17 protein-coding genes are annotated in these 16,631 nt (G+C 62.8%); 14 read left to right on the top strand and 3 right to left on the bottom strand.

Features of this window, described 5'->3' with window-relative positions; all coding sequences use genetic code 11:
- Window positions 1-65: 65 nt before the first annotated feature.
- Window positions 66-716 carry a TIGR04211 family SH3 domain-containing protein gene (locus JOE27_RS02880; RefSeq protein ID WP_115275050.1) on the top strand — a complete coding sequence of 217 codons (651 nt, stop codon included), beginning with the start codon at window positions 66-68 and terminating at the stop codon, window positions 714-716.
- A 107-nt stretch (window positions 717-823) separates the two neighbouring features.
- On the opposite strand, the gene JOE27_RS02875 is transcribed toward JOE27_RS02880, so the two are convergent.
- Window positions 824-1,705, bottom strand: coding sequence for a LysR family transcriptional regulator (locus JOE27_RS02875; RefSeq protein ID WP_204917813.1), 882 nt, complete (start codon window positions 1,703-1,705; stop codon window positions 824-826).
- A 125-nt stretch (window positions 1,706-1,830) separates the two neighbouring features.
- Here JOE27_RS02875 and argC point away from each other — a divergent pair, with 125 nt between their 5' ends.
- Both argC and JOE27_RS02865 read left to right on the top strand, forming a co-directional pair.
- Entirely contained in the window at window positions 1,831-2,772 is a 942-nt protein-coding gene (gene argC / locus JOE27_RS02870; protein WP_115275051.1) for an N-acetyl-gamma-glutamyl-phosphate reductase, read from the top strand.
- 78 nt (window positions 2,773-2,850) lie between these two features.
- A complete protein-coding gene (locus JOE27_RS02865) occupies window positions 2,851-3,537 on the top strand; it encodes a GNAT family N-acetyltransferase (protein WP_115275052.1) in 687 nt (228 codons plus the stop codon).
- A 54-nt stretch (window positions 3,538-3,591) separates the two neighbouring features.
- Here the strand turns inward: JOE27_RS02865 and JOE27_RS02860 are convergent, their stop codons facing one another.
- On the bottom strand, window positions 3,592-4,131 hold the full coding sequence (locus JOE27_RS02860; protein ID WP_046785462.1) for an Rrf2 family transcriptional regulator: 540 nt from the start codon (window positions 4,129-4,131) through the stop codon (window positions 3,592-3,594).
- A gap of 265 nt (window positions 4,132-4,396) precedes the next feature.
- Here JOE27_RS02860 and JOE27_RS02855 point away from each other — a divergent pair, with 265 nt between their 5' ends.
- Together JOE27_RS02855 and JOE27_RS02850 are read left to right on the top strand one after the other, a co-directional pair.
- Window positions 4,397-5,596 carry an NAD(P)/FAD-dependent oxidoreductase gene (locus tag JOE27_RS02855; RefSeq protein WP_115275053.1) on the top strand — a complete coding sequence of 400 codons (1,200 nt, stop codon included), beginning with the start codon at window positions 4,397-4,399 and terminating at the stop codon, window positions 5,594-5,596.
- 223 nt (window positions 5,597-5,819) lie between these two features.
- Window positions 5,820-7,445: a methyl-accepting chemotaxis protein gene (locus JOE27_RS02850; RefSeq protein ID WP_204917811.1), complete on the top strand. Its 1,626-nt coding sequence runs from the start codon at window positions 5,820-5,822 to the stop codon at window positions 7,443-7,445.
- 109 nt (window positions 7,446-7,554) lie between these two features.
- Here JOE27_RS02850 and JOE27_RS02845 read toward each other — a convergent pair whose 3' ends face one another.
- The gene (locus JOE27_RS02845) at window positions 7,555-8,958 is read right to left on the bottom strand and encodes a cytosine permease (protein WP_115275055.1); all 1,404 of its coding nucleotides are present in this window, start codon (window positions 8,956-8,958) and stop codon (window positions 7,555-7,557) included.
- A gap of 316 nt (window positions 8,959-9,274) precedes the next feature.
- On the opposite strand from JOE27_RS02845, the gene JOE27_RS02840 reads away from it, so the two are divergent.
- The 9 genes from JOE27_RS02840 to JOE27_RS02800 all read left to right on the top strand — a co-directional run bounded on the left by JOE27_RS02840 (window position 9,275) and on the right by JOE27_RS02800 (window position 16,608).
- A complete protein-coding gene (locus JOE27_RS02840) occupies window positions 9,275-9,760 on the top strand; it encodes a flavin reductase family protein (RefSeq protein ID WP_012314149.1) in 486 nt (161 codons plus the stop codon).
- A gap of 66 nt (window positions 9,761-9,826) precedes the next feature.
- Window positions 9,827-10,870 (top strand): LLM class flavin-dependent oxidoreductase, encoded by a 1,044-nt coding sequence (locus tag JOE27_RS02835; protein ID WP_204917808.1) that lies wholly within the window; start codon window positions 9,827-9,829, stop codon window positions 10,868-10,870.
- A 252-nt stretch (window positions 10,871-11,122) separates the two neighbouring features.
- Window positions 11,123-11,719: an amino acid synthesis family protein gene (locus JOE27_RS02830; protein WP_204917806.1), complete on the top strand. Its 597-nt coding sequence runs from the start codon at window positions 11,123-11,125 to the stop codon at window positions 11,717-11,719.
- 68 nt (window positions 11,720-11,787) lie between these two features.
- A complete protein-coding gene (locus tag JOE27_RS02825) occupies window positions 11,788-12,621 on the top strand; it encodes an alpha/beta fold hydrolase (protein WP_204917804.1) in 834 nt (277 codons plus the stop codon).
- Window positions 12,618-14,099, top strand: a complete 1,482-nt coding sequence (locus tag JOE27_RS02820; protein WP_204917802.1) for an aldehyde dehydrogenase — start codon at window positions 12,618-12,620, stop codon at window positions 14,097-14,099. Before JOE27_RS02825 ends, JOE27_RS02820 begins: the two co-directional genes overlap by 4 nt.
- 13 nt (window positions 14,100-14,112) lie before the next feature.
- Window positions 14,113-14,598, top strand: a complete 486-nt coding sequence (locus tag JOE27_RS02815) for a flavin reductase family protein (protein WP_204917800.1) — start codon at window positions 14,113-14,115, stop codon at window positions 14,596-14,598.
- 201 nt (window positions 14,599-14,799) lie between these two features.
- Window positions 14,800-15,189 (top strand): carboxymuconolactone decarboxylase family protein, encoded by a 390-nt coding sequence (locus JOE27_RS02810; RefSeq protein ID WP_012314144.1) that lies wholly within the window; start codon window positions 14,800-14,802, stop codon window positions 15,187-15,189.
- A gap of 88 nt (window positions 15,190-15,277) precedes the next feature.
- On the top strand, window positions 15,278-16,042 hold the full coding sequence (locus tag JOE27_RS02805; RefSeq protein WP_012314143.1) for a GntR family transcriptional regulator: 765 nt from the start codon (window positions 15,278-15,280) through the stop codon (window positions 16,040-16,042).
- 2 nt (window positions 16,043-16,044) lie between these two features.
- Window positions 16,045-16,608, top strand: a complete 564-nt coding sequence (locus JOE27_RS02800; protein WP_039603160.1) for an NUDIX hydrolase — start codon at window positions 16,045-16,047, stop codon at window positions 16,606-16,608.
- The last annotated feature ends 23 nt before the right edge of the window (window positions 16,609-16,631 follow it).

The raw sequence follows: 16,631 nt of genomic DNA, 5'->3' as shown, positions 1-16,631 counted from the left end.
TCGCCGGCCCAGCCAACGTTCCAGCGTCACCGGGCCTATTTTTCCTGATGCAGCGAAGACCCAACATGCCTGAATCCCGCCCAGCCTCCCTCGCCCTCCCTGCCCTGCGCGGCACCCTGATCGCCGCTCTGGTGGCTCTCGCCGCCCCCGTGCATGCCCAAGAGCCGGCCAGCGATGCGCGCTGGGTCAGTGACAGCCTGAGCACCTATGTACGCAGCGGCCCTACCGACGGCCATCGCATCGTCGGCACACTCAAATCCGGACAGAAGCTGACCCTCATCGGCAGTCAGGGCAACTACAGCCAGGTGCGCGGGCAGAACGGTGACCTGGTGTGGATCCTCTCCAGCGACCTGCAATCGGTCCCGGGCCAGGGTGAGCGCTTGCCTGAACTTGACGCACAGGTAGCGCAGTTGTCCGGGCAGCTGAAAACCATCGACGACAGCTGGAAGAACCGCGTGCAGGGCATGCAGGAAACCCTCGACTCGCGCAAAAAGCTGGTCGACGAACTGCAAGCACGCAACCAGGCATTGAACGAACAGCTTGATCAGACCCAGTCGAACCTGCGCGACGCTCAGGCGCGCCTGGGCGATGAGAACAAACAAGTAATGATGCGTTACATGGTCTACGGCGGCAGCATTGCCGGCGCGGGCCTGCTGGCGGGGCTGATCCTGCCGGCACTGACCCGCGGTCGCAAGAAGAACGACCGCTGGTTCTGAGGCTTGTCCGGCCAGGCAACGGGTTGCCAGTACCGGCCTGATCGCCGGCGAGCCGGCTCCATAAGCCCCAGAACGAGGTTCCTGAGCGGCGGGCTCGCCCGCGCCATTTACTGCCGCAACCGCTCCAGCGCCTGCAGTACGAACCTCGTCGCCCGTTCGATCTCGCCTTCCCGGCAGGCAATCCCCAGTTGCCGCCACAAGCCAGGGCGCAGCGGCCGGCGCGCTATGCGCCGGTCCAGTTCGGCCATCTCGCCTTCCTGGGGCAGCAAGGTTGCGCCATAACCGGCACCCACCAGGCTCTTGATCGCATCGTTGTAGTTCAACTCGATCCGCGGCTCAGGATACAACCCGGCGGCAGCGAACCACTCTGCGGTCACCCGCGACAGTTGGGTGCTGCTGTCATTGAGAATCAGCGCTCGCTGCCCCAGCCAGGCCGGTGTAACCCTGGCCGGCGGCTGCCAGTCGGCCGGCACGTAGGCCAGGATCGGGTCGCGCCGCCAGGCGGTGACCTTGATGCCCTTGCCCGCCACCTGCGGCAAAGCCACCAGGCCGATATCCAGGGCGCCTTCGCGCAGCCGCAGCAGGGAAGCCTGGGAGGTCAGCACCTGCACCTGCACATCGATGCCTGGATGTGCCACCCGCAAGTGCTCCAATGCCTGGGGCAACAGGTGGGCGATGGCGCCGGTCGAGGCGCCCAGGCGCACCCGACCGGTCAGGCCTTCGACCTGGCGCCGCACTTCATCCAAGGCAAGGTCGGCATCGGCCAACAGCCGGCGGGCACGTACCAGCAGGGTTTCGCCGATGGCGGTGGGGCGCACCTGGTTGCGGTTGCGGGTCAACAGCGGCGCACCGACCCTCGCCTCGAGCTCGGCCACGTGCAGGCTGATGGTAGGCGGCGCCAGGTTGAGCTGGCGCGCAGCCTCGGCGAATGACCCCAGGTCGGTAATGACCACAAGGGTGCGGAGGCGATCGAGGCTGATTTCACGCATGGGGGTGGGCCGGTTCAGGATACATCTCGTTCAGAAAATATGAACGTTTGCATCATGATATTCAAATTTTATTTACCACGACGGCAGGTGAGCATAGGCCATCTTCCTTTTGACCGGACCCGACCATGCGCACCCCTATTGTCTTCATCGACGGCGACCAAGGCACCACCGGCCTGCAGATCCATGCCCGCCTGCAAGGGCGCACCGATTTGCAACTGCTGACCCTGCCCGAGGCTGAACGCAAGGACCCGCAACGGCGCAGCGACGCCATCAACAGCGCTGACATCGCCCTGCTCTGCCTGCCCGACGCCGCCGCGCGCGAGGCCGTGGCGGCCATCCGCAACCCGGCGGTGCGGGTGATCGATGCGAGCTCCGCGCATCGCACCACCCCCGGCTGGGTCTACGGCCTGCCTGAACTGGACCCGCGGCAGGCCGAGCGCATTGCTTTGGCCAAGCGGGTCAGCAACCCCGGCTGCTACCCCACTGGCGCCATCGCCCTGCTGCGCCCGCTGGTGCAGGCTGGCCTGTTGCCCGCCGACTACCCGCTGAGCATCCATGCCATCTCCGGCTATTCCGGCGGTGGCCGTGCGGCGGTCGAGCGCCATGAGCAGCCCGGGGCGCAGCGGGCGCCCACCCTGCAGATGTACGGCCTGGAGCTGGCGCACAAGCATGTACCGGAAATCCAGCTGCATGCCGGCCTGGCAGCCCGGCCGATGTTCCTGCCTGGTTATGCGGCCTATCGTCAGGGCATCGTCCTGAGCATCCCGCTGCAATTGCGCCTGCTGCCAGGCCAGATCCGCGCCGAGCAATTGCAGGCATGCCTTGAACGGCACTACCAGGGCGCACGCCACGTGATGGTGTCCCCACTGCACCAGCAGGGGGCGGCCTCGCCGCTGGATCCTGAAGCATTGAACGACAGCAACGACCTGCGCCTGGCCCTGTACGCCAACCCCGAACACGGCCAGGTACTGCTCACGGCAGTATTCGACAACCTGGGCAAGGGCGCTTCGGGCGCGGCGGTGCAAAACCTCGAGCTGATGGTCGCAGCACCGCAGGCACACGGCTGACAGGTAAAAAGGGGTAGACTGTGCGCCCCGCATCAACCGGTGCGGGGCGATACAACAGCCGCCGGAGCCCGTCCACCGATGTTCATTCTGAGCCGCCTCGACAGCGTGCCGCCCGAATCCTTCCAGAACCAGATCCGTGAGCTGGTGATCCACCATGTCGGCGAACTGAGCAGCGTCGCCATTCGTGCCGACAACCCGTTGTACCCTCTGTACCAATACGGCGTCGGCATGGAGGTGCATCAGTACCTGCAGGCCATGGACGGTACTCGCGGCCTTGCAGTGGAGCTGACCCTGGCACTGGACGCCGAAGCGCCGGACCAGATGCTCGGTTTCGCCCTTACATTACCGGCCCAGGACAATGCGCAGGCCTGTGCACTGGCCTTTCTCGCCGTGGTGCCCGGGCATCGCCGTCAAGGTATCGGCCGCGCCTTGCTGGCCGATGTGCAGGCACGCTTTGCCAGCGTCGAACTGAACGCCTTTGCCAACCAGGTGCCATGGTTCGAAGCGAGGGGCATGCAGGTGGTGGCCGCCAGTGGGCCGCAAGTGTTGATGAGCAGCACCGGCCAAGCCAGCGGCGCGCTGATCGGCCGCCTGGATATCGCGCCGATTTACCAGGCCACTGAAGTGCACCAGATTCATACCTACCTGCTCAATCAGCAGGGTGAAGATGCGATGATCGAAGCCGAGCAGCAGCGCGATGAGTGGCTGGATGAGCTGACGGAGCAGGCCCGCGCCTGTGTGAGGCAACGCAAGACGGTGCATTGACCGTGGGGCCTGATCGCGGGCGCCCCCGCGATCAGGCCTGAACAAGCACTTGAGCTAGACCTGACTCACCGGAATATCTCCCCCACCCTTGCCATCGCGCCGCTCCCCAATCCAGTCACTGACCTGCTGGCCGAACTGCGCCGGTGCCTTGCGCCCGAAGCGCCGTGCCAGGTCGAGGATAGTCTGCTGCGCCAGGGCCTCTTCCATCCGCTTTTGCGCCCCCAGCATTACTGCATGGATCGCACAGGTGCCCTCGGTGGCCCAACCCGGCGGTGAGCCTTCGAACAGCGTGCAACGCTCGCGGATCTCGCGGCAGTCGAAGATCTTCTTCGGCCCGTCAATGGCATTGACGATGTCCAGCACAGTGATCTCGTCCGACGGCCGGGCCAGTCGAAAGCCCCCCCGCACGCCTTCGGTTGCTGCCACCAGTTTGGCCCGGGCCAATTTGGTGAATACCTTGGCCAGGTATTCCTGCGGCACCCCCTGCAACTGCGCCAGGTCGCGAACACTCGACTCGCGTGTGTCACCGCGCTCGTCCACCAGGTACAGCAGGCAATGGATGCCGTATTCAACGCCAGCACTGTAGAGCGACATATAAATCTCCGACCAAACTTGTCGCCAATATTACGCTTACCGGCGTGCAATGGCAAAGCCATGAAATGCCATTGGTCGCTAGCCGTGCTCCCTGAGAATACCTATCCAACCCTTTATTCATAAGTCTTTCAGCGCTCAGATCGGCTTCTCGGCCAAGGCTCGGCTGGAAAAAAGAGTTGCACGATAGAACTACGATCAATACAGTCGTAGTTGTTTCGCACAGACACACACCCGTCGAAGCCCCCCTTACCCACGGAGCATCCTCATGAAATCTAACGTTTTGATCATCGGTGCCGGCTTTGCCGGTGTATGGAGCGCTTTGAGCGCCGCCCGCCTGCTCGACCAGGCCCGGCGCGACGACCTGAGCATCAGCGTGCTGGCGCCCCAGCCTGAACTGCGTATCCGGCCACGCTTCTACGAAGCCGACGTGCATGGCATGAAGGCGCCAGTGGGTGAGCTGTTCGAAGCCGTGGGTGTGCAGTTCCTCGCAGGCCATGTGCAGACCATCGACGCCCAAGGGCGCAGCGTGAGCTACACCGACGCAAGCGGCCTGCCCCAGCAGATCGCCTATGACCGCCTGATCCTGGCAGCCGGCAGCCAGGTGGCACGCCCGGCGATAGCAGGCGTGGCCGAACACACCTTTGACGTCGACCAGATGGAGTCGGCCGTGCGTCTCGAGCAGCACCTGGCGGGCCTGGCCGCCCTGCCCGCCTCACCGGCACGCAACACCGTGGTGGTTTGCGGCGGTGGTTTCACGGGCATCGAGACCGCTACTGAAATGCCTGCCCGCCTGCATGCCGTACTCGGTGACGCTGCGGTGCGCGTGCTGGTGGTTGATCGAGGTGCCCAGGTTGGCGCCGCGTTGGGTAAGGGCATCACGCCGTCGATTGTCGCGGCTTGCGAACAGGCGGGCGTCGAGTGGTTGGCCGGCACCTCGGTGGTTGCCGTCGATGCCGGTGGCGTCACCTTGGACAACGGCGAGTATATCGCCAGCAAGACCATAATCTGGACCGTGGGCGTCAAGGCAAGCCCGCTGACCACCCAGGTAGCGGGCGAGCGCGACACCTTCGGCCGTCTGAAGGTAGACGACCACCTCAAGGTGGTTGGCCAGGCACACATCTACGCCACGGGTGACACCGCCTGGGCAGCCGTCGACGAACTGGGCAACCATGCGCTGATGACCTGCCAGCACGCCATCCCCATGGGCCGCTACGCAGGCAACAATGCCATGGCCGACCTGCTCGGCGAACAGCCGGTGGTGTATCGCCAACCCAAGTACGTCACCTGCCTGGACTTGGGCGGCTGGGGCGCGGCGTTCAGTGAAGGCTGGGAGCGCGAACTTAAATTGCAGGGCCAGGAAGGCAAGGCCCTCAAGCGCCAGATCAACAGCGTATGGATCTACCCGCCAGCCGCTGACCGTGCCTTGGCCCTGGCGGCCGCCGACCCATTGATTCCGATCGTTTGACGTAACTTCCTGACAGATCCGTCAATAAATGACGGATTTGTCAGCAGATGACGCTGCATTGAATGTCTGGTCAATAATGATGGCAATATGGCACTATTCTGAAAAACAATAATCAGAGGTGAGGCACATAACTATATTGCAGCACATTGAGCGCTTGGCATCGCCCCGTTGAACCGGGGGTGTGCCCATTGCTTGATTGCGCACCACCGTCAAGGAACATTCCATGCAGTTACGGAATATGAAGATCGGCATTCGCGCTGCCAGCGTATTTGCCCTGTTGGGCGCCCTGGTCCTGGTCATGGGCCTTATCGCACTTTACGAAACCCGGCAGATGGACGAGGCCACGGACGAAATCCGCGTCACCTGGATGCCTGCCGTGGTCGCCCTCGGTGACATCAGTACCAACCTCGGCCGCGCCCGCGCTATCACCCTGCGCGCCGCGCTGGATGACAGCCACAGCGAGCGCATGCGCAACATCGAGTTGTTCAAACGCATCAATGAGCAACTCAACAACGGCCTGAAAGACTATGAAGCCACCATCATCGCCGCCGATGACCGTGCCCTGTTCAACGCATTGATCGCGGCCCATCAACAGTACTTCGGCCTGCAGTCGCAGGTACTCAAAGACATTGCCGCCGGCCGCATGGCCGGAGCCAAGCAGCAGATCAGCGGGCCGCTCACCCAGTACGCCGACACCATGATGAAAGCCCTGTCGGCGTTGATCACCTACAACAGCAACGGGGCCGAACAGGCCTCACAGCGCAGCAGTGACGTGGCCGATGAAGCCTTCGCAGCCATTGTCGGCTCACTGCTGGTGATCATGATCGCCTTGGTGGCCATTGCCACCGTGCTTACCCGTAGCATCGTCGTGCCGTTGGCAGATGCCGTGGCCGTGGCCGAGCGTGTTGCCACCGGCGACCTGACCCAGGACATCACGATTACCGGCCGCGATGAACCAGCCTTGCTGCTGCGCGCCCTGAGCGGCATGCAGGCAAGCCTGCGCGATACCATTCGCAAGATTGCGGCCTCGTCCGACCAGCTGGCCTCGGCTTCGGAAGAGCTGCACACGGTTACCGAAGATACCAGCCGTGGCCTGCACCAACAGAGCGCGGAGATCGACCAGGCGGCCACGGCCGTCAACCAGATGACCGCCGCCGTAGAAGAAGTGGCGAACAACGCGGTGAGCACTGCAGATGCGTCCCAGGGCGCCGACCGCACCACGCGCGATGGCCGCGATCAGGTCAACCAGGCGCTCGCCTCTATCCAGCACCTGGTCGATGACGTCACCGGCACCTCTGCCGAAATCGAGCAGTTGGCCAGCAATGCCAACGAGATCAGCCGCGTGCTCGATGTGATTGGCGCGATTGCCGGCCAGACCAACCTGCTGGCCCTCAACGCTGCCATCGAAGCCGCACGTGCCGGTGAAGCGGGCCGTGGTTTTGCCGTGGTCGCCGATGAAGTACGTGCACTTGCCCACCGCACCCAGCAGTCCACCGCAGAAATCGAACAGATGATCGCGGGGATTCAGAACGGTACCGAGCGTGCGGTGACGGCCATGCACAGCAGCCAGGGGCGTGCCACCGGTACGCTGGAAGTGGCACAGGGTGCCGGGCAGGCGCTGGAAGTGATTGCCGAGGCGATCGCTTCGATCAACCAGCGCAACCTGGTGATCGCCAGTGCTTCGGAAGAACAGGCACAAGTGGCGCGGGAGGTGGACCGCAACCTGGTCAACATCCGCGACCTGGCGATGCAGACCTCGGCGGGCGCCAACCAGACCAGTGCGGCGGCGCAGGATTTGTCGCGCCTGGCGGTTGATTTGAACGGCATGGTCGCGCAGTTCAAAGTCTGAGCTGAAACTGCTGGGGCCGCGTTGCGGCCCTTTCGCGACACAAGGCCGCTCCTACGCAAACGTTTGAGCTTTTGTGTCGCGAAAGGGCTGCAACGCAGCCCCCGGGCACCTACCCCTTGGCGCTGACAGCCCGCACAACCTTCTCGGCCTTGCCCCGCGTAGCCAGGCAGTAATACAACGGCACCGTCACGATCAAGCCGAACAGCCAGGACAAGTCCGCGCCCTCGACAATGTTCGAATAGGGCCCTACATAAAGCGACGTGTTGGCAAACGGCAACTGCACCAGAATCCCGCACGCATAGGCAATGATCGCGTGGGGGTTGAAGCGCCCGTAAATCCCACCATCAGCGCGGAAGATCGAGGCGATGTCGTACTCGCCCTTCTTGATCAGGTAAAAGTCGATCAGGTTGATCGAAGCCCACGGCACCAGCACCAGCAACAGTGCCAGGATCAGCCCGATGAAGTGGCCGATGAAGTCCGCCGAGGCATTCAGCGCAACCATCCCGCACGCCACCAGGATCACTGCAGCCAGCATTACCCGCACCTTGATGCTGGGCGTCCATTGGGCGAAGAAGGTCTGGATGGCGGTGACGATCGACAGCACCGCACCGTACAGGTTGAGGGCGTTGTGGCTGATGATGTTGAGCAGGAACAGCACCATCAGGATCGGGCCCAGCCAGCCGGTGGCCTGCTTGACCGCATCCATCGCGTCGGTGCCTTGGGGCACGCACAGCACCGCCACCGCACCAAAGCTGAAGCACAGGATGGTGCCCAGGGTGGCGCCGAAGTACGTGGCCCAGAACGGCTTGGCAATACCGACTTCCTTGGGCAGGTAACGCGAGTAGTCGGAGGTGTACGGCGAGAAACTGATCTGCCAGATGGTCCCCAGCGACACGGTGGCGATGAAGCCCGACAGGTTGAACGCGCCTCGGCTGAAGAAGTCGGCCGGCAGTTCCTGGGTAAACATCATGATGAAACCGGCCAGCAATGCCGACCCCATCACCCAGGTGCCAATGCGGTTCAGGCTATGAATGAAGCGGTAGCCGATAACACCGATCGCCGTCGCGCTCAGGGCCCCGATGACGATCGCCGTGGGCATCGGCACGCTTGGGGCAATGCCGTGGATCGACTTGCCTGCCAGCACGATGTTGGAAATGAAGAAACCAACATAGATCAACGCCGTGAAGAACACGATCAGCAGGGCACCGTACCGGCCGAACTGGCCGCGGCTCTGCACCATCTGTGGGATGCCCAGTTGCGGTCCCTGTGCAGAGGCCAGGGCGATGACCACGCCCCCGATCAGATGGCCCAGCACGATGGCGATCAGGCCCCACAGCAGGTTCAGGTTAAATACCTGGACCACCATGGCGCCGGTGACGATAGGCAGTGGCGCGATGTTGGTACTGAACCAGAGGGTGAACAGGTCGCGCGCCTTCCCATGGCGCTCGGCAGGTGGAACGTAATCGACCGTGTGATTCTCGACAAACTGGTGTTGCGATGACGGTTGGGACATGGTTTTCAGCTCGAAAGGTCGTTTTTATCTTTGTAAGGAAACCGCGTCTAGGCGGCCTCTCAGCTGCGGACCATATTATGGTATTCCAAGCTTTTGACAACACTGATTCGGTTTTAAAAACCCTTACTGATCCGGTTCAGCAGCCGAGGCCACGCCCTGATTATTTCAGCAAAGCCCCATTTCATGCGGCCTTGAGCCATTCATCATGTTTTTTACAGCACTAAAAATTCCGCTTGCAAAACGAGTATTACGGTATACCATCAGACACATCAACGATAAAAAGCGGCCCACCGCTACCCCCTTCGAGGTACACGCCATGATCGACGCAACCGTTTACAAGAACGTCTTGGGCTCCTTCCCCTCAGGCGTCACCGTCATCACCACCCTGGACGACGACGGCTCGATCGTCGGCCTTACCGCCAGCGCCTTTTCTTCCCTGTCGATGGACCCGCCGCTGGTGCTGTTCTGCCCCAACTACAGTTCCGATTCCTACCCTGTGCTGATCAAGAACAAGCGCTTTGCCATTCACCTGCTCTCTGGTGAACAGCAGGCTGAAGCCTACGCCTTCGCCAAAAAAGGCAAGGACAAGGCCGCCGGTATCGAGTGGACCCTGAGTGAACTGGGCAACCCGGTGCTGGCGGGGGCCACTGCGGTGATCGAATGCGAGTTGTGGCGTGAATATGAAGGTGGCGACCACGCGATAATGGTCGGCAAGGTGCACAACCTGATCGTTCCCGAGCAGGCCCCACGGCCGATGGTCTACTGCCGCGGCAAAATGGCCAGCCTGCCCGCCTTCGCCTGAGACGCCTAACGTTATTACTGACGCCTGGCACGCCAGGCGAGACTTTCAAGCTGCGAGGAATGCCCCATGAAATTTTCGTTGTTCGTACACATGGAACGTTGGGATGAACAGGTCAGCCACCGCCAGCTGTTCGAAGACCTTACCGAACTGACCCTGATGGCCGAGAACGGCGGTTTCAGCACCGTGTGGATCGGCGAACACCACGCCATGGAATACACCATTTCGCCAAGCCCGATGCCGCTGCTGGCCTATCTGGCTGCGCGTACCGAGAAGATCCGCCTGGGCGCCGGCACCATCATTGCGCCGTTCTGGAACCCGATCCGCGTGGCCGGTGAATGCGCCCTGCTCGACGTGATCAGCAACGGCCGCATGGAAGTGGGCCTGGCCCGTGGCGCCTACCAGTTCGAGTTCGACCGCATGGCCAATGGCATGCCAGCCACCGACGGCGGCAAGGCCCTGCGCGAAATGGTCCCGGCGGTACGCAAGCTGTGGGAAGGCGACTACGCCCACGAAGGCGAAGTCTACAATTTCCCCACCTCCACCAGTGTGCCCAAGCCGGTGCAGCAGGGCATGCCGCCGATGTGGATCGCTGCGCGCGACCCGGACTCACACAACTTTGCGGTGAAAAACGGCTGCAACGTCATGGTCACCCCGTTGATGAAGGGTGATGAAGAAGTACTGGACCTGAAAAACAAGTTCCAGGCTGCACTGGACAACAACCCCGAGGTACCGCGCCCGCAACTGATGGTGCTGCGCCACACCCATGTGCACAGCCCGTCGGAGCCCGATGGCTGGAAAATCGGCGCCCAGGCCATTTCGCGCTTCTACCGTACCTTCGATGCCTGGTTTGGCAACAAGACGGTCCCGGTCAACGGCTTCCTGGAACCAAGCCCAGAGTCGAAGTTCGCCGAGGTGCCGGCCTTCGCGCTGGAGAACATCCGCAAGAACACCATGATCGGTACACCAGAAGAAATCATCGCGCGCATCAAGTACTACCAGGAACTTGGCGTCGACGAGTTCAGCTTCTGGTGCGACAACAGCCTGCCCCACGCCGAGAAGAAGAAGTCGCTCGAGCTGTTCATCAAGGAAGTGGTGCCGGCGTTCGCCTGAATTCCCATTGCCTGAAAACGTTGCGGGATCAGCCCGCTCCCGGCGGCCGTGTTGGCCCTCGCGAGCGGGCGTTTTTTTAGCTGCAAGCAAGGGCGTACGTGCTCGTCCGCGAGCTTGGAGCTTGGAGCTTGGAGCCGGCTCACGCTGCCTTTCGTCTTCTCATCAGAGAAATTTCCAGCGGCCTCTTGCACAACAAATATTATGGTATACCATCAGACAACAAGAACTGATAACCCTCACCAGGAGCCCCTCATGAGTTTCGAAATCCGCAAGATCGTCACCTACTCCGAAGAGACCCGCATCGAAGGCGGCAAGGCCACCGACAAGCCGGTGACCATGGTCGGCCTGGCCGTGGTGATCAAGAACCCATGGGCCGGCCGCGGCTTCGTTGAAGACCTCAAGCCGGAAATCCGCGCCAACTGCTCCGAGCTGGGTGCGCTGATGGTCGAGCGCCTGACAGCTGCCATCGGTGGCGCCGACAAGATCGAAGCCTACGGTAAAGCTGCCGTGGTCGGCACCGATGGCGAGATCGAGCACGCTTCGGCGGTGATCCACACCCTGCGCTTCGGCAACCATTACCGCGAAGCCGTACAAGCCAAGAGCTACCTGAGCTTCACCAACAAGCGCGGCGGCCCGGGCACCTCGATCCAGATCCCGATGATGCAGAAGGACGACGAAGGCCTGCGCTCGCACTACATCACCCTGGAAATGCAGATCGAAGACGCCCCGCGTGCCGACGAAATCGTCGTGGTACTGGGCGCTGCCGACGGCGGCCGCCTGCACCCGCGCATCGGCAACCGTTATATCGACCTGGAAGAACTGGCTGCCGAAAAAGCCAACGCTCAATAACAACAACCAAGACGGGCCGGGGCGTGGCGTGCTTACCCGCCGCGCCCGACCTTCAAGGAGCGCCCTCCATGATTCAGCCTGTCGCTGAACGTACACCGGCCGGGACCAGTTACCTGGCCCAAGGCCAGGGCCAACCCGTGGTGCTGATCCACGGCGTGGGCCTGAACAAGGAAATGTGGGGCGGGCAGTTCGTGGGCCTTGCCAACGACTACCGCGTCATTGCCTACGACATGCTCGGCCATGGCCAGAGCGCACTGCCTGCCGCCGACACCGGCCTGGAAGGCTACGCTGCCCAGCTGGCGGAACTGCTCGACCACCTGCAGATCGCCCAGGCGACCGTGATCGGCTTCTCCATGGGCGGCCTGGTCGCACGCGCCTTTGCCCTGAACTACCCACAGCGCTTGTCTGCGCTGGTGGTACTCAACAGCGTGTTCAACCGCACCCCGGAGCAGAGCGCTGGCGTCATCGCACGCGCAGCCCAAGCTGCCCAACAAGGCCCCGATGCCAACGTCGACGCCGCGCTCGACCGCTGGTTCAGTCGGGAATACAAGGCAGCCAACCCGGCGCAGGTCGCCGCGATTCGCCAGGTACTGGCGAGCAACGACCCGCAGGGCTACCACACCACTTATTCGCTGTTCGCCACACAGGACATGTACCGCGCCACTGACCTGGGCAGCATTCAGGTGCCGACACTGATCGCCACCGGCGAACTCGACTCGGGCTCCACCCCGGCCATGACCCGCCAGCTCGCTGCCAGCATTCCTGGCGCGCAAAGTGTGGTCCTCGCCGAACAACGGCATATGATGCCGGTGGAGGCCCCCCGTGAAGTCAACAAGATGCTTCTGGATTTCCTCAGCCAAGCCCGCACCCTCACCGAATCCGCCAAGGGGATTGTTGCATGACCCTCGTTCGTTTCCAGATGTGTATCGACGGCCAATGGCTCGATGCCCAGAGCGGCAAGACCTTCGACAGCCTCAACCCAGCCACCGCCCAGGCCTGGGCGCAACTGCCCGACGCTGATGAGGCCGATGTGGAGTTGGCGGTCCAGGCCGCCCAGCGTGCGTTCGACAGCAAAGCCTGGCGCAGCATCACCGCCACTGCGCGGGGCAAACTGCTGCGCAAGCTGGGTGACCTGATTGCCGAGAACAAAGAACATTTGGCTCAGCTGGAAAGCCGTGACAACGGTAAGCTGATCCGCGAAACCCGTGGCCAGGTCGGTTACCTGCCGGAGTTCTTCCATTACACCGCGGGCCTGGCCGACAAACTCGAAGGCGGCACCCTGCCGCTGGACAAGCCGGACCTGTTCGCCTACACCGTGCACGAACCGATCGGCGTGGTAGCCGGGATCATCCCGTGGAACAGCCCGCTGTACCTCACCGCGATCAAACTGGCGCCAGCGCTGGCCGCCGGCAACACCATCGTGCTCAAGCCTTCCGAGCATGCCTCGGCGACCATCCTCGAGCTGGCCCGCCTGGCGCTGGAAGCAGGCTTCCCGCCGGGCGTGGTCAACGTGGTCACCGGCTACGGCCCAAGCACCGGCGCTGCGCTGACGCGCCACCCGCTGGTGCGCAAGATCGCCTTCACCGGCGGCGCCGCCACCGCTCGCCACGTGGTGCGCAGCAGTGCCGAGAACTTCGCCAAACTGTCGCTGGAGCTGGGCGGCAAGTCACCGAACATCATTTTCGCCGACGCCGATCTGGACAGTGCCATCAACGGTGCTGTGGCCGGCATCTATGCCGCCTCCGGGCAAAGCTGCGTGGCAGGTTCGCGCCTGCTGGTGCAGGACGAGATCTTCGACGAGTTCGTCGCCCGCCTGATCGAGCGGGCCAAGCGCATCCGCATCGGTAACCCTCAGGACGACACCAGCGAAATGGGCCCGATGGCCACCGCCCAGCAGTTGGCCGTGGTCGAAAGCCTGGTTGCTGCGGCCAAGGCTGAAGGCGCCAAGTTGCACATGGGTGGCAAGCGTGCCGAAGTCGAGGGCGAAGGCTGGTACTACGAGCCGACGCTGTTCGAGTGCGACAGCAACTCGATGACCATCATGCAGGAAGAAGTGTTCGGCCCGGTCGCTGCGGTCATCCGCTTCAAGACCGAGGAACAGGCCCTGGCCATTGCCAACGACTCGCAGTTCGGCCTCGCTGCCGGCATCTGGACCCGCGACCTGGGCCGTGCCCACCGCCTGGCCCGTGACGTGCGTTCGGGGATCATCTGGGTCAACACATACCGCGCAGTGTCGGCCATGGCACCGATCGGCGGCTTCAAGAACAGCGGCTACGGCCGTGAAAGCGGCATCGATTCGGTGCTGGCTTATACCGAGCTGAAGACCGTGTGGATCAACCTGTCCACCGCGCCGATGCCCGACCCGTTTGTGATGCGCTAAGAGGTAATACACGATGATCGAACCAGGCATCTACAAAGACGTGATGGGCTCCTTTCCGTCAGGGGTCACGGTGGTCACCACCCTGGACGCCGACGGCGCCATTGTCGGCATCACCGCCAGTGCGTTCAGTGCGCTGTCGATCGACCCGGCGCTGGTGTTGTTCTGCCCCAACTACGCCTCTGACACTTACCCGATTCTGCGTGACAGCAAGCAGTTCGCGATCCACCTGCTGTCCGCCGAGCAGACCGCCGAGGCCTACGCCTTCGCCGGCAAGGGCAAGGACAAGGCCAAGGGCATCGAGTGGCACCTGAGCGAGCTGGGCAACCCGCTGCTGGCCAAGGCCACGGCAATCATCGAGTGCGAGCTGTGGCGCGAGTATGATGGCGGCGATCACGCGATCATCGTCGGCGCGGTGAAGAACCTGGTGCTGCCCAGCGACCCGGTGACCCCGATGGTCTATCACAGAGGCAAACTGGGCGCCCTGCCCCCGCTGGGCTGATGCCCTTGGGGCTGCTGCGCAGCCCGATCGCCGGCAAGCCGGCTCCCACAGGATCTCCACTGTGATGAAAGCCTGTGCTGTACCTGTGGGAGCCGGCTTGCCGGCGATTGGGCCGCAAAGCGGCCCCGATACTTCTTTTTCAGGGGCCGCGCGACCCTCTCACCCTTGGTTGCGGCCCCTCTTTTGATTCGGAGCTAGGCAATGAGCAACGAAAAGTACGAAAAAGGCCTGCAGATCCGTACGCAGGTGCTGGGCGAGGACTACGTCAACCGCTCGATCCAGAACGCCGACGACTTCACCAAGCCTTTGCAGGAGCTGGTTACCGAGTACTGCTGGGGCCATGTCTGGGGCCGCGATGGCTTGTCGCTCAAAGAGCGCAGCATGATAAACTTGGCCATGATTTCCGCGCTCAACCGGCCCCACGAGCTCAAGCTGCATATTCGCGGCGCCTTGCGTAATGGCCTGAGCCGTGAACAGATTCGCGAGATCCTGCTCCAGGTCGGCATTTATTGCGGCGTGCCCGCGGCGGTGGACAGTTTCCGCCTGGCCCGCGAGGCGTTCGCCGAAGCCGATGCGGAGTCAACCCGTTAACAACGGGCTGTTCGAACCACTGCAGGGAGCACCTCGGTTCGGGGTGTTCCGCGATGTTGGCGAAACAGCCTCATAAAGAGCGCACCTGATGAAACGCCAGCCACTCGACGACAGCTTCAAGGTCAACCGCAACCCCGTAACACTGCGTGAAATCGTGCTCGACAAACTGCGCGGCGCGATCATGAATTTCCACCTGCTCCCGGGCGATCGCCTGGTCGAGCGCGACCTCTGCGACCGCCTCGGCGTCAGCCGTACCTCGGTGCGTGAAGCCCTGCGCCACCTGGAGTCCGAAGGCCTGGTGGAATTCGCCGATGCCAAGGGCCCACGCGTGGCCATCATCACCCTGGAAGACGCCCGCGATATCTACGAGCTGCGCTGTGTACTCGAAGGCCTGATCGTGCAGTTGTTCACCCTCAATGCCAAAGCCAAGGACATCCGGGCCCTGGAGCGGGCGCTGGAGGTCAACCGCGAGGCTCTCGAGGAAGGCGAGTTGCAACAGGTGCTGGACTCGGTGCAAGGCTTTTACGAAGTGCTGCTCGAAGGCTCCGGCAACCAGGTCGCAGCGCAACAGCTGCGCCAGCTGCAGGCCCGCATCAGCTACCTGCGCGCCACCTCGGTGTCGCAGCAAAACCGCCGTGGCGCCAGCAACCTTGAAATGGAAAAAATCGTCGACGCCATCAAGAGTGGCGACCCGCTGGTCGCCCACCAGGCCTCGGTCGATCATGTGCGGGCCGCCGCCAAGGTGGCGCTGGACTACCTGCGCCAGAAGCAGGACGACAACACCAAGGTGCGCGACATGGTCGAGCCTTTGGCCCTCAAGGAACCTCGTATAGAACCCCGCATAGGCCGCTGACCATGCCCAACGCCCCGCGCTACTGCCCGCACTGCACCACAGAACTGGCCCGGGGCGTTCCCGACGGCGACACTCACGAGCGCCTGCGCTGTACCGGGTGCGGCTATGTCCACTACGTCAACCCGAAGATCATCGCTGGCTGCATCATCGAGCGCGATGGCAAGTACCTGCTGTGCCAGCGGGCGATCCCGCCCCGCCCAGGCACCTGGACATTGCCGGCCGGGTTCATGGAGGCTGGCGAAACCACCGAGCAGGCAGCGCTGCGCGAGGTGTGGGAGGAAAGCGGCGTGCGTGCCGAAATCGTCTCGCCCTACTCGATCTTCAGCGTGCCGAAAATCAGCGAGGTGTACATCATCTTTCGCGCGATCGCCACCGAGGAGACCGGGCAGTACGGGCCCGAGACGCTGGCCTACACATTCTTCGAACCCGACCAGATCCCTTGGGAAGAGATCTACTACCCGGCGATACGGCAGATTCTCGAGCGTTACATCCTCGAGCGGCAGGCTGGGGTGTACGGGATCTACATGGGCAATGACGACACCGGCAAGGTGCACTTCATTCGTTGAGCCTGCTGCGGCCTCATCACCGG

Source organism: Pseudomonas sp. M5, from assembly GCF_016907075.1.
GTDB lineage: Bacteria > Pseudomonadota > Gammaproteobacteria > Pseudomonadales > Pseudomonadaceae > Aquipseudomonas > Aquipseudomonas putida_E.
The sequence above is the reverse complement of the archived record's forward strand: the minus strand, read 5'-3'. Positions and strand labels throughout refer to the sequence as shown.

Bases quoted from the DNA above. Each gene is read 5' to 3' on its own strand.
- JOE27_RS02825 (WP_204917804.1), top strand. From the start codon at position 11,788: ATGATTCAGCCTGTCGCTGAACGTACACCGGCCGGGACCAGTTACCTG.
- JOE27_RS02880 (WP_115275050.1), top strand. From the start codon at position 66: ATGCCTGAATCCCGCCCAGCCTCCCTCGCCCTCCCTGCCCTGCGCGGC.
- JOE27_RS02830 (WP_204917806.1), top strand. From the start codon at position 11,123: ATGAGTTTCGAAATCCGCAAGATCGTCACCTACTCCGAAGAGACCCGC.
- JOE27_RS02805 (WP_012314143.1), top strand. From the start codon at position 15,278: ATGAAACGCCAGCCACTCGACGACAGCTTCAAGGTCAACCGCAACCCC.
- JOE27_RS02800 (WP_039603160.1), top strand. From the start codon at position 16,045: ATGCCCAACGCCCCGCGCTACTGCCCGCACTGCACCACAGAACTGGCC.
- JOE27_RS02860 (WP_046785462.1), bottom strand. From the start codon at position 4,131: ATGTCGCTCTACAGTGCTGGCGTTGAATACGGCATCCATTGCCTGCTG.
- JOE27_RS02845 (WP_115275055.1), bottom strand. From the start codon at position 8,958: ATGTCCCAACCGTCATCGCAACACCAGTTTGTCGAGAATCACACGGTC.
- JOE27_RS02865 (WP_115275052.1), top strand. From the start codon at position 2,851: ATGTTCATTCTGAGCCGCCTCGACAGCGTGCCGCCCGAATCCTTCCAG.
- JOE27_RS02840 (WP_012314149.1), top strand. From the start codon at position 9,275: ATGATCGACGCAACCGTTTACAAGAACGTCTTGGGCTCCTTCCCCTCA.
- JOE27_RS02820 (WP_204917802.1), top strand. From the start codon at position 12,618: ATGACCCTCGTTCGTTTCCAGATGTGTATCGACGGCCAATGGCTCGAT.
- JOE27_RS02875 (WP_204917813.1), bottom strand. From the start codon at position 1,705: ATGCGTGAAATCAGCCTCGATCGCCTCCGCACCCTTGTGGTCATTACC.
- JOE27_RS02810 (WP_012314144.1), top strand. From the start codon at position 14,800: ATGAGCAACGAAAAGTACGAAAAAGGCCTGCAGATCCGTACGCAGGTG.
- JOE27_RS02835 (WP_204917808.1), top strand. From the start codon at position 9,827: ATGAAATTTTCGTTGTTCGTACACATGGAACGTTGGGATGAACAGGTC.
- JOE27_RS02850 (WP_204917811.1), top strand. From the start codon at position 5,820: ATGCAGTTACGGAATATGAAGATCGGCATTCGCGCTGCCAGCGTATTT.
- argC (WP_115275051.1), top strand. From the start codon at position 1,831: ATGCGCACCCCTATTGTCTTCATCGACGGCGACCAAGGCACCACCGGC.
- JOE27_RS02815 (WP_204917800.1), top strand. From the start codon at position 14,113: ATGATCGAACCAGGCATCTACAAAGACGTGATGGGCTCCTTTCCGTCA.
- JOE27_RS02855 (WP_115275053.1), top strand. From the start codon at position 4,397: ATGAAATCTAACGTTTTGATCATCGGTGCCGGCTTTGCCGGTGTATGG.